Source organism: Neoroseomonas marina, assembly GCF_012927745.1.
GTDB classification, from domain to species: Bacteria; Pseudomonadota; Alphaproteobacteria; order Acetobacterales; family Acetobacteraceae; genus Neoroseomonas; species Neoroseomonas marina.
In genome coordinates this window covers 1-15,365 of sequence record NZ_JABBKX010000018.1, presented here as the reverse complement: position 1 = coordinate 15,365, position 15,365 = coordinate 1, and the positions used below count along the sequence as shown (strand labels likewise).

General features: G+C 69.0%; 16 protein-coding genes and 1 pseudogene. 2 read left to right on the top strand and 15 right to left on the bottom strand.

The window, feature by feature from the left end; translation table 11 throughout:
- Positions 1-201 precede the first annotated feature (201 nt).
- Positions 202-432 (top strand): annotated as a pseudogene (locus tag GWK16_RS24790) (DinB/UmuC family translesion DNA polymerase); the annotation flags it as partial.
- A 130-nt stretch (positions 433-562) separates the two neighbouring features.
- Here the strand turns inward: GWK16_RS24790 and GWK16_RS24785 are convergent.
- From GWK16_RS24785 to GWK16_RS24715, 15 genes are all read right to left on the bottom strand, one after another.
- Positions 563-2,047 (bottom strand): DUF1254 domain-containing protein, encoded by a 1,485-nt coding sequence (locus tag GWK16_RS24785; protein ID WP_211187727.1) that lies wholly within the window; start codon positions 2,045-2,047, stop codon positions 563-565.
- 277 nt (positions 2,048-2,324) lie between these two features.
- The gene (locus tag GWK16_RS25065) at positions 2,325-2,789 is read right to left on the bottom strand and encodes a DUF1214 domain-containing protein (RefSeq protein ID WP_211187726.1); all 465 of its coding nucleotides are present in this window, start codon (positions 2,787-2,789) and stop codon (positions 2,325-2,327) included.
- On the bottom strand, positions 2,786-2,995 hold the full coding sequence (locus GWK16_RS25060) for a hypothetical protein (protein WP_211187725.1): 210 nt from the start codon (positions 2,993-2,995) through the stop codon (positions 2,786-2,788). The genes GWK16_RS25065 and GWK16_RS25060 overlap by 4 nt, the downstream gene beginning before the upstream one ends.
- Before the next feature lie 255 nt (positions 2,996-3,250).
- Positions 3,251-3,829 (bottom strand): phosphoadenosine phosphosulfate reductase domain-containing protein, encoded by a 579-nt coding sequence (locus tag GWK16_RS24770; protein ID WP_170056648.1) that lies wholly within the window; start codon positions 3,827-3,829, stop codon positions 3,251-3,253.
- Entirely contained in the window at positions 3,822-4,454 is a 633-nt protein-coding gene (locus tag GWK16_RS25455; RefSeq protein ID WP_248291621.1) for a CmcJ/NvfI family oxidoreductase, read from the bottom strand. The genes GWK16_RS24770 and GWK16_RS25455 overlap by 8 nt, the downstream gene beginning before the upstream one ends.
- Before the next feature lie 244 nt (positions 4,455-4,698).
- A complete protein-coding gene (locus GWK16_RS24760) occupies positions 4,699-5,460 on the bottom strand; it encodes an ABC transporter ATP-binding protein (protein WP_338144564.1) in 762 nt (253 codons plus the stop codon).
- On the bottom strand, positions 5,457-6,479 hold the full coding sequence (locus GWK16_RS25450; RefSeq protein ID WP_170056657.1) for an ABC transporter permease: 1,023 nt from the start codon (positions 6,477-6,479) through the stop codon (positions 5,457-5,459). The genes GWK16_RS24760 and GWK16_RS25450 overlap by 4 nt, the downstream gene beginning before the upstream one ends.
- A complete protein-coding gene (locus GWK16_RS24750) occupies positions 6,476-7,567 on the bottom strand; it encodes an ABC transporter substrate-binding protein (protein ID WP_170056656.1) in 1,092 nt (363 codons plus the stop codon). The genes GWK16_RS25450 and GWK16_RS24750 overlap by 4 nt, the downstream gene beginning before the upstream one ends.
- Positions 7,567-8,112, bottom strand: coding sequence for an OsmC family protein (locus GWK16_RS24745; RefSeq protein ID WP_170056655.1), 546 nt, complete (start codon positions 8,110-8,112; stop codon positions 7,567-7,569). The genes GWK16_RS24750 and GWK16_RS24745 overlap by 1 nt, the downstream gene beginning before the upstream one ends.
- A gap of 4 nt (positions 8,113-8,116) precedes the next feature.
- Positions 8,117-9,217 carry an LLM class flavin-dependent oxidoreductase gene (locus GWK16_RS24740; RefSeq protein ID WP_170056654.1) on the bottom strand — a complete coding sequence of 367 codons (1,101 nt, stop codon included), beginning with the start codon at positions 9,215-9,217 and terminating at the stop codon, positions 8,117-8,119.
- Between the two features lie 21 nt (positions 9,218-9,238).
- Complete coding sequence (locus GWK16_RS24735) at positions 9,239-10,198, bottom strand: tripartite tricarboxylate transporter substrate-binding protein (protein ID WP_170056653.1); 960 nt, start codon at positions 10,196-10,198, stop codon at positions 9,239-9,241.
- Entirely contained in the window at positions 10,195-11,412 is a 1,218-nt protein-coding gene (locus GWK16_RS24730; protein WP_338144563.1) for an acyl-CoA dehydrogenase family protein, read from the bottom strand. Before GWK16_RS24730 ends, GWK16_RS24735 begins: the two co-directional genes overlap by 4 nt.
- A 4-nt stretch (positions 11,413-11,416) precedes the next feature.
- Entirely contained in the window at positions 11,417-12,736 is a 1,320-nt protein-coding gene (locus tag GWK16_RS24725; protein WP_170056652.1) for an O-acetylhomoserine aminocarboxypropyltransferase/cysteine synthase family protein, read from the bottom strand.
- Positions 12,737-13,185: 449 nt separating this feature from the next.
- Positions 13,186-13,506 (bottom strand): thiosulfate oxidation carrier complex protein SoxZ, encoded by a 321-nt coding sequence (locus GWK16_RS25830; protein ID WP_170056651.1) that lies wholly within the window; start codon positions 13,504-13,506, stop codon positions 13,186-13,188.
- A gap of 204 nt (positions 13,507-13,710) precedes the next feature.
- A complete protein-coding gene (locus tag GWK16_RS24715; RefSeq protein ID WP_170056650.1) occupies positions 13,711-14,769 on the bottom strand; it encodes a LysR substrate-binding domain-containing protein in 1,059 nt (352 codons plus the stop codon).
- 34 nt (positions 14,770-14,803) lie between these two features.
- On the opposite strand from GWK16_RS24715, the gene GWK16_RS24710 reads away from it, so the two are divergent.
- Positions 14,804-15,277, top strand: coding sequence for an ABC transporter substrate-binding protein (locus GWK16_RS24710; RefSeq protein ID WP_170056649.1), 474 nt, complete (start codon positions 14,804-14,806; stop codon positions 15,275-15,277).
- The last annotated feature ends 88 nt before the right edge of the window (positions 15,278-15,365 follow it).

Below are 15,365 nucleotides of genomic sequence, written 5' to 3'. Positions count from 1 at the left end.
TGCCCCCGGAACGGTCGCGCAGCCCGAGCATTCTAGCTTTCCAGGCCTTCACGCAGCGTGAGACCCTTAAGCTGATCAGATCACCGCGAGGGCGCCGTGCCAGATGACGCCACAAGAGCACGAAGCCTCTATCGCTAATGATACCATGCCAGATGTCGGCTTATGGCCGATGACGTCTGAGCCTGGTGTGAGAAGGCACAGGCCTTTGGCCGCACCGTGACAGTGAAGGTCAGGTTCGCGGACCTCCGGCAGATAACCCGTAGCCGAAGCTATGCCTCCGTGCTGAACGAGCAGGAGCGGCTGCGGCAGGCCAGCCGCGATCTCATCCGCTCCGTCTTTCCACCCCGGGCAGGCATCCGCCTGGTCGGCGTGACTGTCTCGAACTTCGAGTCCGGCGAGCCCGACGACCTGCCGCTCTTCTCGGCAGGTTGATGGCGCGCCGCGCGGGCGACGCTGATCTCGCGCGGCAGGATTGCTGGGATTTGCCAGCGATATTCCCACCAATGGTTGGTCGAGCCACCTCGCGGTGGCCCGACCTTGCGTCCTCGAACGTGCCGCGTCCTCACACCTTACGAACGGGCGGCGGCCGCCACGTTCCGTTGAGGACGGAGAACGCCGGCGCCTGCGCCGGCCAGTAGAGCCGCAGCATCAGGATGAACTCGCCCCGCGGCGCGGGCAGCCAGTTGGCCTCGAGATCGCCGCCCGGGTTGTCCGCCTGCAGCAGCAGGTCGATGGAGCCATCGGCGTTGCGCTTGAAGTCGTTGCGCTGGCTCAGGGTGTAGCGGTTCAACGGGTTCGCGACGAAGAACCACTTGTCGTTGTACATGGTGAGCGACCAGAAGCCCCGCGCCGGCGGCGCCTCACCAGGCGGCAGCCGCATGACGTAGCGGTTCGCGCCGTCGAGCTTCTCGCCCTTCTCGTCGCGCTGCGTGAACGGATAGACGGCGTCCTGCGGCTCGTTTGCGCCGAGGCCAATGGCGGTGATGAAGGCGCGCTGCACGTAGTCCGTGCCATACACGCCCGCCTTCAGCGTGACGATCCACCCGTTCTCGATGGCGAGGCCGCCGCTTCGCTCCTGCCCCATGATGCGCTCGAGGCCGGCACGATGAGCCGCCGCGAAGCCGCGCTGCACGGCCGCAGGCTGAGCGCTGAGGTCAAAGGAACGGCCGGGCACGAGACCGATGCGGGCAAACTGCGCCACGGCGGCGGCGTCGGCAGCGACCGGCGGATTCGTCTCCATCAGCTGCGCGAACAGCTTGAAGTAGTCGTCGGGGTTCAGCCGATTCACCTGGTCACGCACCGCCATCTGCATGTCGACGGACGGATCGACGCGACCGGCCGGCGGCCGGTAGTCGCCACGGCCCCATTGGCTGAGCGGCACCAGGCGATACTGGTCCTGCAACGCATGCACGGTGCGGTAGTCCTCCGGCGTGCCATCGCAGTAGGTGCGCCCATGCACCCAGAGCAGATCCGTGGGCGAGCTGATGCGGGGCATGCCGGCTGGGACAGGACCGGTGTAGCGGGGGCCGGTGAGGACGTAGGCCTGCGCCCTGCCGCCGGTCGTGCGCGCGCCGGGCGACGCAATGACGTTCGTCCATCCGTCCAGCATGGGGAACAGGTAGTAGCGGTCGCCCATGTCCGGCCAGGAAACCACGATCGGCTCGGGGCCCAGGTCCAGCCAGCCTTCCGAATAGAGCGTGTCGGCGTTCGGCGCCGTCACGCCGGTGAAGGCCGCGTTCGGGTACTCCCTCACGTTGGCGAACTGGTTGATCGGCGCTCGCGTGCCCTCGGGGCGCTCGATATTCGTCATCACGCGCCGAGTCATGAAGGTGGTGATCAGCGGATAGCCGAAGATGTAGGCATCGGTGGCGATGCGGGTCGCCTCGGCTTCGTCCGTCACAGGCTGGCCTTGTGCCAAGACAGGGGTGGCAAGCGCGGTGAGGGGAAGCGCTAGGGCGCCACGACGAAGTAACGGGATTGTGTTCATCTCGTCCTCCTGAAATTCAAGGGGGTGTAGTTCCGGAGCGTCGGGGGAGATCTTCTTCAAACTGCTCCCGCAAACTCCTGCCGGAAGGCCCGCGTGACAATACGCACCATCCTCAACTGTCGCTGGAGAACTTAGGTGATTGATGTACGTCAATGGGATGAAGAATCGCAGCAGGCTGCGGGTTTGCGCGGTGTCGCAGAGCAGCGACCGTCGCAACTTCCGCTGCGACGGCGCCAAATCTGGATACTTCTTTGCGTCGCTCCGCCGACGGCACAGTCGGCGGTTAGGGTGGCTCGCCCCGCCTTCGCCGAATTGTCGAGACGGGTCGTGTGAACCGTTAGCCGGCGCGTTCAACCTCAGTCGGTCGCCAGGTCTTGGCGAAGAACGGCTCCAGTGGGCTGTAGAGCCGCAGGATGGTGAACCATCCCCTGCCCGGTGTCGTCTGGATCCAGTTGCCGCGGGCCACGCCGTTCGGCTGCGTCGGTGCGAAGTGGATCACCGTGCTGCCGTCCGGGCTCGCCGTGGCGGCCGGCGAGGGGAAGGACTGGCTGCCTGCGCGCGGGTAGCGCTGCGGTGTGTCGAGCATGGAGCGCGTCTGGTTGTCGAAGACCGTGAAGGACCAGAACTTCGCTTCGGGGATGCCCCTCGGCAGTGTCACCCGATAATGGGCCGCGCCGTCGAAGGGCCGCTTCGCGGCATCCTGGAAGACCAGAAGGTACTGCGACCCGATGCCCGGCAGGCGCATCGACATCGCGGGCGTGATGCCGGTGATGCCGTAGAAGAACATGCTGCGGATTTTCATCGCGGTAGCCGGTGGGTGGGTGCACGCGCACCCCCTCGCGGGTGATCTCGGGGATCGGCGTCTCGAACTCCGAGCCGCTGATGAAGAGCGGATTCTGCCAGGCCGAGCCCCGGGTAATAGGCCCATTCGGGGTCGCGCGTGGCGGTGAAGAGCGCGCGCAGCGTCGCGTTCGCGACCGCGGCCGTCTCGGTGAGGATGCGCTTCATGCGCGCATCCGGCGCGAAGGGCCTGCCCTTGATGATGCCGATGGCGGCGAGAGGCCCCCTGAGTTCCGCATCGAGTGCGGTCGCCGGTTCCGACCGCGGACCCACTGAATCCGCTGTTCCGTCAGGTTGGCGAGAACTATCTCAAGGGCCGGTTGCGGTCGCATCCGGATGTGGCGGAACGGCACTACGGCGACCTTCTCGCGAAGGTGCCGGCCTGATCGCACCCCCGCTGGGAGGTGGCCGCCTGACCCTTCCTTACTCCGCCGGCCCGGCGGCGCGAGGGTGCATGCCGCACTCCGCCTTGCCCCGCCCGCGCCAGCGACCGGCGCGCGCATCCTCGCCCGGCGCGACCCGGTCGGTGCAATGGCGGCAACCGACCGACGGGTAGCCCTGCGCCGCCATCGGATGCGCCGGCAGGCCGTGGATCGTGCGATAGGCCTCGATCATCCCGGCCGTCCAGGCGGCAAGGGGGTTGAGGCGGAAGCGCCCGTCCTCGGTGGCTTCCAGCAGGGGAAGGCGGCGCCGCTCGGCCGTCTGGTAACGCTTGCGGCCGGTGATCACCAGCGCGATGCGCCCACCGGCGGCATGCACGGCATCGGCCACCGCCGACCAGGCGGCGATATGCGATTCCCGGGCGATACCAGGGGCGCGCAGCGCACCCGTGCCCTGCGGCGAGATCCACGCCGGCTCCGCCAGCACGAGGTCCCTGCAGGCCGCCCGGGCATAATCCGGGAGGACCCGCGGTTGCAGCGTCCCGCTGTCATCCGCGCTGCCCTGCCCGGCCAGGGCAAGGATGCGCTGCTTCCCGCCAGGGAGGATGATCGTCTCAGGCATCGGCGGGATGCTCCGGCGCCCAGAAGACGAGCGTACGGACCTCGATGCTCTCGCGCGGGGGCGCATCCGGCGGCGAGGTCGGATCGTCGAAGGCACCGTGGATCGACAGCGTCGCGCGGCCGTCCACCGCGCTGTCATGGCATTTGATGAGCAATGCCTCCTCCGGGCGGAGGTTGGGGAAGTAGGTCCAGCGATGCGCCGGATTGAACAGGACCGAGTAGGTCTCGCCGGTACGGTCCGGGTAGATCAGCCGTGTCGTGACAAGGTCCGAAGCCGACACGGTGCGTCCGTCGGCGAGCGCCAGCGGGCTTTCCAGCACCGGCGCGATCGGGCGCCAGAGGTTCACGATGGCGAAGCGGTGGGCGAGCAGCCAATCCGCCTCGTCCGGCAGGATGTCCCTCACCCGCTGGGCCGCCGAACGCGGCGTGTAGTCGTTGTGGATGCGCTTCGCCGGCCCGCGCAGCGCCGCATCGGTCGCCGCGCGCGCGGCATTGCGCAGATTGTGGTCGAAGGCGACGACGCGCGTCGCGCCCCGTGGCGCGCTGGACGAGGGCCTCCGTCTCGGGCCGGTAGGCCGAGAGGATCGCCGCTTCGTCGTAGAGATCCGGAACCTCGCTCGGCGCATGCACCAGCGCGAAGCCGGTGGTGTCGAGCGTGTAGTGGTGCTCGTGCCCACGGCCATTCGCGACCGGCACAAGATGCTGCGCGGTCAGCGTGTTGTCCTGCGCCTCCCCCCGCGGCGGAGCGCCGACATAGCGGCGCGGCGCCACGACGGAAGGATGCAGGAAGTTGAGCGACGCCAGGACCGTGACGCCGGCCGGCTGGACGTGATCGGGCATGGCTGTCTCCTTCTCGGGCGGTACGGCGGGTCAGGCCGCTTCCGCCAGCCCCAGCAGTTCGAGGATCTCCCGCCGCAGCGCGATCAGTCGCGGCGAGTCACGATGGCGCGGACGTGCCTCGTCCACCGCAATGTCGGCCAGGATCCGCGCGGGCCGGTCGCTCAGCACGAGCACGCGATCAGCGAGCAGCAGCGCCTCCTCCACGTCATGGGTGACGAGAAGGACGGTGAAGCCTTCCCGTTCCCAAAGCCGCGAGAGCTCGCGCTGCATCTGCAGCCTGGTGAGGCTGTCGAGCTTGCCGAGCGGCTCGTCGAGCATCAGCACGCGCGGGTCGTTCACCAGCGCGCGGGCCAGCGCCGCGCGCTGCGCCATGCCGCCCGAGAGCTCGTGCGGATAGGCACCGGCGAAGTTCTCGAGGCCGACGAGGGAGAGCGCCTCGTCCACCCGCGCGCCCTGCCCCTTCAGTTGCCCGCGCGCCTCGAGGCCGAGTTGCGCGTTCGCCCGCACCGTGCGCCAGGGATAGAGCGTAGGGTCCTGGAACATGATGATGCGCGACGGATCGGGCCCGGCGACGGGTTCGTCATCGACCAGGATCCGTCCCGCGCGCGGCGGCTCGAGCCCCGCGACCAGCCGCAGCAGGGTCGACTTCCCGCAGCCCGAGGGTCCGAGCAGCGCGACGAACTCCCCGGGCGCGACGGTGAAGTCGATCCCGTCGAGCACCGGCAAGGTACGTCCGCGGAGCTCGAAGGCGTGGCTCACGCCCTCGATGCCGATGGAACCGGCCTTGCTCACCACCGCACGAGTCCCTTCTGCCAGGAGAGCAGCCGGTCGCGCACGCGGAACAGCAGCGAGACGGCCGAGGAGCACATCACCGCCATCACCAGCAGCGCGGCATACATGTTGGCGTAGGCAGCCCAGCCCTGGGCCCATTGCAGGTACCAGCCGATGCCGGCGCGCACGCCCATCATCTCGGCGACGACGAGTACCGAGAAGGACGCCCCGAGGCCCATGAACAGGCCGACGAAGACCGAGGGCATCGCCGCCGGCACCGCCACCTTGCGCACTAGGAACCACGGTGAGGCACCCATGGTGCGCGCGACGTCGTAGTAGGACTTGCCGACGCTAGCGACGCCTGACCAGGTCAGCACCGCGACCGGGAAGCCGCTCGCCAGCGCGATGAGGAAGGTGCTGGCGCCACGACTGGTCGAGAAGGCGAAGAAGGCGACCGGCAGCCAGGCGGTGGCCGGCAGCGGACCGATCAGGCGGATCACCGGATGCACCCAGTAGCCGACCAGGCGCGACCAGCCCATGGCGACACCGGTGACGAAGCCCAGCGCCGCGCCGAGCAGGTAGCCCGGCACCACGAGGATCAACGAGCGCAACACGCTTTCCCCGAGGCGCGCCCAGTCGTCTGTGAAGACCTCGAGGATCGACTGCGGCGCGGCGAAAAACGGCCGCGGCAGCCAATCCAGTTTCGCCGTCACCAGTTCCCAGGCGATGAGCGCGAGCGGCAGCACGATCAGCCACGGGCCGCCGGCGCGGATGCGGGTCGAGAGCGCCTCGGGCCCCGAGGGCAGGCGGCCGATGAGCAGCGTGGCCGCCAGGATGACGCCACCGATCAGCGCCGCCGCCCCGGCGAGTTCCTCGGTGCGGCCGAGGTCGTCGGCATCCGGCAGCCCCAGGATGATCGACGCCGCGACGAGCCAGACGATGGCGGCAACCAGCCCGGTCGCCCACAGCCCCGGCGCCGGGCGCGCCGCCGCGAGGCGTTCGGCGAGGTCGAGGCCCGCTGTCTGCGCCGTGCTGCTCATACCGCTCCTCCCAACACGTCGGTGTGGATGCGCGCGGCGAGGCGCGCCGGATCGGTATTCCGGCGCATGACGTTCACAAGCTTCAGGTCGTCGATGTAGCCCGCGAGTTCCTGCTCGAGCTGCCGCCCGACCGGATTGTGCCCATGGGTGTGACTGCGCAGCATGGCGGCGAGCTGCGGCGTCGGCACGCGGGCATAGGGCGCGAAGATCTCGGCCGTGCGGTCCGGATTGTCATGGACGAAGTGCTGTGCCTCGAGCAGCGCCGCCGTCAGGGCGCGCGCCGCCGCCAGGTCGTCACGGATGAGCGAGCCGCGCAGCCCGACCACGCAGCAGACGCGGTTGGAGTAGTGTCCGGTGAGGTTGTTCGCGACCTCGCGCAGGTTGTCGCGCTCGCGCACGATCCAGCCGAGCGGGTCGGACTGGCTGATGACGTCGACATCACCGCGCTTCAGGGCCTCGCCCAGCAGGTCGCCGGGGAACTGGCGCCAGGTGATGTCACGGTCCGGGTCGATGCCGGCATGGCGCGCGAGGATGGCGAAGAAGTTCTTGTCCGGCGCAGCCATGTCGGAAACGCCGATGCGCTTCCCCCGCAGATCCTGGACGGCGTTGATCGCGGTAGCCTGCTGGGTGAAGAGCCGCATGCATCCGCCATGCGTGCCGGCGGTGATGCGCACGTCGAACCCCTGTTCCAGCGGCTTCAGCCAGCGCAGCGCCATGCCGATCCCGCCATCCGCCTTGCCTGTCGCGATCGCCTCGAGCAGCTGGTCGGTCGAACCGCCGAAGTTGATGAACTCCACGTCGAGGTTGTAGCGCTCGAAGATCCCGGTCTCCTTCGCCACCGGAACGCCGGCGGTGCAGATGGCGTTGGCGTTCCAGGTCAGCTTGAGTTGCCGTCGCGCGCCTGGCGCCGTGAGCGCCGGCGTCGCCCCGGACGCGGTGCGGCAGATCGCCGAGGGATCGCTCAGCGGATCGAACAGCGCACTGACCGGCGCGGCGGCGCGCGGCGCCATGGCGCCGGCCGGGACGGCGAGGGCAGCTACGCCGGCAGCACGCAGCAGGGAACGACGGGAAGCGGTCAGGTTGGCCATCATGCGGCTCCTTCGAGTTCGGCGACGATGCGGTTCACGCGGGCGGTCACCTGCTGCGGACGGCGCAGCAGGTTGAGGATCGGGCAGGTGCACTCGACCGCTGCCGCGACGGCGTCGACGGCGGCCTGCGAGGCCTCGGTGAGTAGGTTGACGGTGAAGGCGATGCCATGAGGCTCGGGTGGGATGTCCTCGTGGCCGGGTTCACCGGTTCGAAGGTCGACCCGGCCGCGCACCTCCACCTCCACGGCATCGAGCGGCAGGTCGTGCGCCGCCGCCTGGATCAGCCAGGTATGCGCCAGGCAACTGCCAAGCGCGCCGAGCGCGAGCTCCGGGGAGGATGGGCCGAGGTCGTAGCCGACGAAGCTCGGCGGGCTGTCGGTCAGGATCTGGAAGTCGCGGATGCGGATGCGGCGCACGCCGCTGCGGCCCTCCACCGTCACCCGTGCCACCAGCTCGTTCGGGCGGTAGTCCGGCGTCCGTGCCTTCTGCTTCAGCGCCCGATGGGCCTGCTTCTTGAGACCCAGGTATTCGTGCAGCGTCGTCATGGTCTCAGGCCGCCACGGCACGGGCGCGGGCGGCGATCACCTCCCGCGTGGCCGGAAGAAGGTCGCGGCCATAGGCGATGGCGTCGTCCAGCGGATCGAAGCCGCGGATCAGGAAGGTGGTGACGCCGAGCGCATGGTACTCGGCGAGCGCCTCCGCGACCTGGAGCGGCGTGCCGACCAGCGCGGTCGTGTTCGCCCCGGCGCCGACAGCGGCCGCGACCTCGGTCCAGAGGCGACGGTCACGCACCCGCCCGCCCTTCGCGGCCTCCAGCAGCCGGCGGGAGCCTTCGCTTTCCGGCTTCGGGTTGGCCTTGCCGAAGGCATCGCCGCGCAGCGCGCGGATGCGCTCGAGGATGTCGCGTGCACGATCCCAGGCCAAGTCCTCCGTCGCGCCAAGCACCGGACGCACTGACAGGCTGAACCGGATCGACGCCGGGTCGCGCCCGGCGCGGGCCGCGCTTTCGCGCGCGCGGGCGATGGTCTCCCGTGCCTGGTCCAACGTCTCGCCCCAGAAGGCGTAGACATCGGCGTGCCGTCCGGCTGCCGCGATGGCGGCGCGCGAGGAACCGCCAAAATAAATCGGGATGTGCGGCTTCTGGACCGGCTTGATATCCGAGAAGGCGCGCTCCAGCCGGTAGTGCTTCCCCGCATGATCGAAGGGCGCGTCGCTGGTCCAGACGCGGCGCAGCAGGCCGACATACTCGTCGCTGCGCTCGTAGCGCTGGTCGTGATCGAGGAAGTCGCCGTCCTGCTTCTGCTCGGCCGGATTGCCGCCGGTGATGATGTGGATCGCGGCGCGGCCGCCGGTGAGCTGATCGAAGGTCGCGAACTGCCGGGCCGCGAGCGTCGGCGCAATGAAGCCCGGCCGGTGCGCGACCATGAAGCCGATGCGCCTGGTGTTGGCCGCGGCGTGGCTCGCGACCAGCAGCGTGTCGGGATGCGTCGAATGCCAGGCGACGAGGATGCGGTCGAAGCCGCCTTCCTCGTGCGCGCGGGCGAAGCGCACCACGTAGTCGGGATCGAGCACCGGGCCCGAGGGAGGATGGATCTCCGACTGCGCGCGGTGGGAGATCATGCCGATGAATTCGATGTCGTTGGTGGGCATGGCGGATCCTATGCTTTGCGGTCAGGCGATGGAGAGCCGGCGGAGTGCCTCGCCGGTCGCCGCATGATCGGCGACGACGCGCGCGCCGAGTTCGCCGGGCGTCAGCGGCACGGGGCGCAGTCCGAAGCGGCGCAGCGCGCCGGCGACCTCGGCCTCGCCCAGCGCGTCGTTGAAGGCGGCGTTGAGGCGGGCGACGACCTCGGGCGGGGTCGCGGCCGGGGCGAAGAGCGCGAACCATCCGCCCGAGGGCCAGTTGTGGCCGATGCCGAGCTCGGCGCTGGTGGGCAGATCGGGGAAGGCGTCCCAGCGATCCTCCCCGATCGTCGCGAGCCCGCGCAACCGGCCCGCCACAACGTGCGGGGCGGTGATCGGATCGATCATCACGTGGCAGTCGCCGGTGACGACGCTGGTCGCGGCGGGCGCGCTGCCGGGGAACGGCACGTGCAGCGCCTCAAACCCGCCTTCCTCGGCGAGCAGGGCGCCGCGGAAATGCCCGGCCGAGCCGATGCCAGCGGAGGCGTAGTTCAGCTTCCCCGGATGGGCGCGTCCGTACGCAATCAGATCGGGCAGGCTGCGCACGGGCAGCGCCGGGTTCACCGCGACGATGCTGTAGCTCTCGCCGGCCGAGGCGATGGGCGCGAAGGCGCGCAGCGGATCGTAGCCGACATTGTTGAGATGCGGCGCGATGGTGAGGTTGCCCGCCGAGGCGTTCAGCAGCGTCGTGCCATCCGGCCGGCTGTCCGCGACGAAGCGGGCACCCACCGCGCCGCCGGCGCCGGCACGGTTCTCGACGACCACCGGCACGCCGAGCCGCGCCTGCAGCGCGCGCGCCATGGTGCGGGAGACGTTGTCGTTCGTCGCCCCCGGCGGGAAGGGGCAAACATAGCGGATCGGCCGCGAGGGAAAGGGTTCGGAGGCACGCGCCACGGCGGGCAGCGCCAGCGCGCCCGCCAGCAGGATGCGGCGACGGATCAGGCTCACTTAGGGGTCTCCTGGGGTTTGACGGCCGCCAATGCGGCGCGGCCGGCGGCGAGGTGCGCGGCATCCGCGGTCGGCACGTGCACGCGCGCGCACTGCACGTCGCGCCAGTGCCGCTCCAGCGCATGGGCGCGGTCGTGGGCGTGGTTGCCGGCGAGTGCCACGGCGCGCTCGACCGCCAACACTGCGTTGTCGGCCAGCGTGACCTTGAGCAGCCCGCTCTCCGCGGTAGTCGGCGGGAATCCAGCGTCGGTGGCGAGGGTCACGGCCTCGGTGATGCGCGCATTGGCGGCAAGGGCGGCCTCGATGGCGCCGACGGCCTCGATCACCCGTGGCAGGGTCGCGAGCGGCGCCCCGAGATTCGACGGCACGCGCGCATGCAGGAAGCGCAGGATCCAGTCGCGCGCAGCCCGCGCCGCGCCGGTGTAGACGGCGGAGACCAGCATCGTGGTCCAGGCCGACTGCACCGGATCCGGCCGCCCCCATTCGGCGGCGGGCACCAGGCCGATGGCGTGGTCGAGTGGCACCGCCACCTCGGTCAGGACCACGTCATGGCTGCCGGAGGCGCGCAGGCCGAGATGGTTCCAGGTCTCGACCAGCGCGACGCCGCGCGCGTCGGCGGGCACCAGAAAGGTGCCGATGCGCGGCCGCTCCTCCTCCGTGCGGGCGAGGACTTCCATCCAGCGCAGGCCGGGCGCGCCCGTCGCGTAGCGCTTGTGGCCGCTGATCGACCAATGCCCCGCGCGCAGCCGCGCCACCGTTGCCGGCAGCCCGCCCCGCGTGGGCGAGCCGAGTTCCGGCTCGACGCGCAGGGCATTGATCAGCGCGCCGTCCGTCACGGCCTCGCGGCCGATGCGTTGGCGGAGATCCAGCGGCCAGATGCCGCTGCGCGCGATCGCCGCCTGGCGGACGAACTGCATCGCGAGCACGAGCGCCGTCGCGGGGCAGGCGGCGCCGACACGGCTGACGGCCTCGGCTGCCAACGCCAGCCCCGCGCCGCCGCCGCCGAGCGCGATCGGCACCGTCAGCGAGAGGATCCCCGCCTTTTGCAGCAGCGCCAGGCTGTCGAAGGGGAAGCTGCCGTCGCGGTCGTGCACTGCAGCGGTCGCGGCGATCTCCTCGAGCATCGGCGTCAGCGCCGCGATCGAGTGCGGCGCTGCGCTCGCCAGGCGGCCCTGGGTGGTCGCCTGGAAGGCGATGACCCTGCCCGCGGTCACGGCGTCATTCCGCCGCAGCAGGCACGGTGCGCCGCGCCCCGGCTGCATCCAGTGCCTGGTCGAGATCGCCGAGGATGTCGTCGATATGCTCGAGTCCGACGGAGAGGCGCACATAGCCCGGCGAGACGCCGGTGCGCCCCTGGGCCTCGGCCGAGAGCTGCGAGTGGGTGGTGCTCGCCGGATGGATGGCAAGGCTGCGCGCGTCGCCGATGTTGGCCACGTGATAGAAGAGCTTCAGCGCATCGATGAAGCGGCGCCCGGCCTCCACGCCGCCGGCAAGTTCGAAGCCGACCAGGCCGCCGAAGCCGCGTGTCAGGTACTTCGCGGAGCGGACGGCCGGCTCGCCCTTCAGGTGCTTGGGGTGGATCACCCGCGTGACGCCGGGGCGGTCGGCAAGGAAGTCCGCGACCTCCTCCGCATTGCGCGCGTGCTCGCGGGTACGCAGTGGCAAGGTCTCGAGCCCCTGCAGGATCTGGAAGGCATTGAAGGGCGAGATGGCCGAACCGAGGTCGCGCTGCAGCGTGACGCGCGCCTTCAGCACATAGGCGATCGGGCCGAGCGGACGCGCCGCCTCCACCCAGACTGCGCCGTGGTAGGACGGGTCGGGCCGGTGCAGCGCCGGCTGGCGTTCCGCATGCGCGGCCCAATCGAAGTTGCCGCCATCGACGATGATCCCGCCGATGCTGGTGCCGTGACCGCCGATGTACTTGGTCAGCGAGTGCACCACGACCGCCGCGCCGTGCTCGAAGGGCTTCACCAGCAGGGGTGCCGCGGTGTTGTCGACGATGAGCGGAATGCCGAGCGGGCGGCCGATCGCCGTGACCTCGGCGATCGGGAAGACCTCGAGCTTGGGGTTGGGCAGCGTCTCCGCGTAGTAGGCGCGGGTGCGGACATCCGTGGCACGACGGAAGTTCTCGGGGTCCGAAGGATCGACGAAGCGGACCTCGATGCCCTGGTCCTTCAGCGTGTTGGCAAAGAGGTTCCAGGTGCCGCCGTAGAGGTCGGTGCTGCTGACGATGTTGTCCCCGGCATGGGCCAGGTTCTGGATCGCAAAGGCCGAGGCGGCCTGGCCCGAGGCGACGGCCAGGGCTGCCGCCCCGCCTTCCAGCGCCGCGACGCGCTGTTCGAGCACGTCGACGGTGGGGTTGTTCACGCGCGTATAAATGTTGCCCAGTTCCTCGAGCGCGAAGAGCCGCGCCGCATGGCCGGTGTCGTCGAACTGGTAGGACGTGGTCTGGTAGATCGGCACCGCGACGGCCTTGGTAGCGGGATCGCGCCGCCAGCCGGCGTGCAGCGCGATGGTCTCGGGGTTTGCATAGGTCATGACGATCGGAGCCTTTGGAGCAGGGTGGTCACGCGGACCGTCGCCGGGACCTGCATGGCCCCGGGGAACGGTGGTGACCGGTGGTGTGGAAGAAGGGCTGGTCGGGTGGATTCAGCCGGCGCGACGACAGCGTCGACAGCGAGCGGCGGCGCAGCGGCCGCACATCATAGCGCCGGATGGCGTGATGACTGCGAGGACGTCAGGGGCGCTGCGGGGCGTCATGCGGAGACATGAAACGCCCGTTTCTTGTGGAGTCAACAAAATCACGTTGTTCTGTAGTTTTTTCTCCATACGACGCTGATCGCGGCAGCCGGATTGCGCGGCCTTGGCTTTCTGGAACAATCAATTCCGCATGGAATTCGGGCAAATGCCCGTCGCGATGCCGATGCGCGATGCCAAACGATTTTAGACGATGGATTTGTGTGGTTTTAAAGCCCTCGCTCCTCAGCTCACGCTGACGCGGACATCCGTGCGGGCAATACGTCCGCGCTCATCCGTCCAGGTGAATTCGAAGAGGCTGTCCGCTCCATGCGGACGAAGATCACGTAGTAGGGGTTTGCCGACGTCCCGTTGCAGACGCCCGCGGCGAAGACCGTCTCGCCGTTCATGCCCACCAGCAGTCGCGCCAGCGTGTCGCGCGGTACGGCGCGGGCGCCCTCCATGCGCGGTCCGGTTTCCATCGGATGCTCGATCGACGTGCGGATCTCGATGCCTTCGCCCGACCGCGCCGAGCGGGGGATGCGCACCCGCGGGGTGGAATGGCCGCTCACGACTGTCCGTCGTCGGATGATTTGAGACAGTTGATCTCCTCCAACGCCGCGCAGCTCTCCGTCTGTCGCAGCGCAAAGGCCGTCTGCTCCTCCGTGACCGCGTCCTCCGCATGGCACCTTCCCTTCTCGGTCAGAGTGCGCCAGAAAGCCGCCCTTCGATTGGTCCGTTTTTGAGTCTGGGGCCAGCCACATCTGGGAAATGCATCACGAACGATGCAGTATCTCCGGGGATGAAGCCTGAGCGCTCACGTGGGAACGGCTGTGAGCCATCCTCGGGCGTATCGGGCCGCGGTGATCCGCGCGGCGACTTTCTTCCAACAGCCACCGACGGAACAGCTTCAGTGCGTCACCAGGCTTCCGTTTGCTCGGATAGACCAGCCAGTAGCACCAGCCGGAATTGATGCGCTCGTCGAAGGGAGAGACAAGCGCCCCGCCCGCGATCTCGGTCTCGACCATGAAGCGCGGCACCAGTGCGAGACCCAGGCCTGCGCGAGCTGCCTCGATCAGTAGGTGTAGTTGCTCGAAGGCAAGACCCTGGCGTGCCCGCGCGCCGGCCATGCCAGCGGCAAGCATCCAATCTGCCCAGCCGGAAGCGCGCCGCAGCGGCTGAAGAAGCTGATAGCGTCCAATCGCCTCGACCGGTGACAGGCCTTCAGGATGGCGCAGGCTCGGATGGCAAACGGGTATCGGCTCCTCGTCCATGAGCCAGTCACCCTGCGCACCGACCTGAGGCGCTGTACCGAAATGGATGGCGGCGTCGTGCAGCGGGTTCTTCTCGAAGTCGATGGGCTCGGTTGCCGTGAAGAAGGCGATATCGATGTCGGGGTGCGCATTGGTGAAGGTCGCAAGGCGGGGCACCAGCCAACGGGCCCCAAATCCCGGCAGCGTCGCCAGATGGAGCCGCCGGTTTACATCCCGCCGCGAGGACACACGCGTCGTTGCTGTCTCAAGGCGCTCCAGGCCAGGGCGTATCCCAAGGAGGAACTCCTCTCCGGCCACAGTCAGAAGCAGCCCGGATCGCGTGCGCTCGAACAGTTCGCGGCCGAGCATGTCCTCGAGGATGCGCACCTGCCGACTGATCGCGCCCTGCGTGAGGCTCATCTCGCGGGCGGCCTCGGCAAAGCTGAGGTGACGGGCCGAGGCTTCGAATGCCTGCAGGCTCATCATGGACGGCAGCGGGCGCCGCATCGAAACGAAGAGCTCCTCACGAAAACTGCGAGAGGCGTCAGTAAACATCGTTTGCACCGACCTCGGGAAGACCATCGAGATATCCCGGAATCAGCAAGGTGAGACAATCATGAAGGTCGTGCAGGCTGCGAAGCGCAGGGTGGCCAAGGCAATCCTGGGTGCGGTGGTTGCGGGCGGTCTGGCGCATGGCGCGCCGGCGGAAGCACAGACCACGACATTGCGCGTGGTGCCGAGCGCCGATCTAACGGTGCTCGACCCGATGTTCTCCACGATTATCATCACGCGACTGTACAGCCTGATGGTCTATGAGACCCTGTTCTCCTGGGATGGCAACCTCCAGGCCCAGCCGCAGATGCTCCAGGAGGTCGTCACCTCGTCGGACGGGCTGACTTGGCGCCTCACCCTGCGCGATGGGCTCAAATTCCATGACGGCAGCGCCGTGACGACGAACGATGTCGTCGCCTCGCTGCGGCGCTGGATGGGGCGCGACGTCCTCGGCCGCCGCCTCAGCGCCCAGGTCGCCAGCATGGATATCGAGGATCCGCGGACCTTCGTCATCCACCTCGCGCGCCCGGTGAACTAGAGCATGATCGCATCTTTTTGAGTCGTGGGGGATTCCGGCACGGGCGTCTGATGTGATTCAAGCTGCTGGCTGGGCAGGAGGCCAGCAG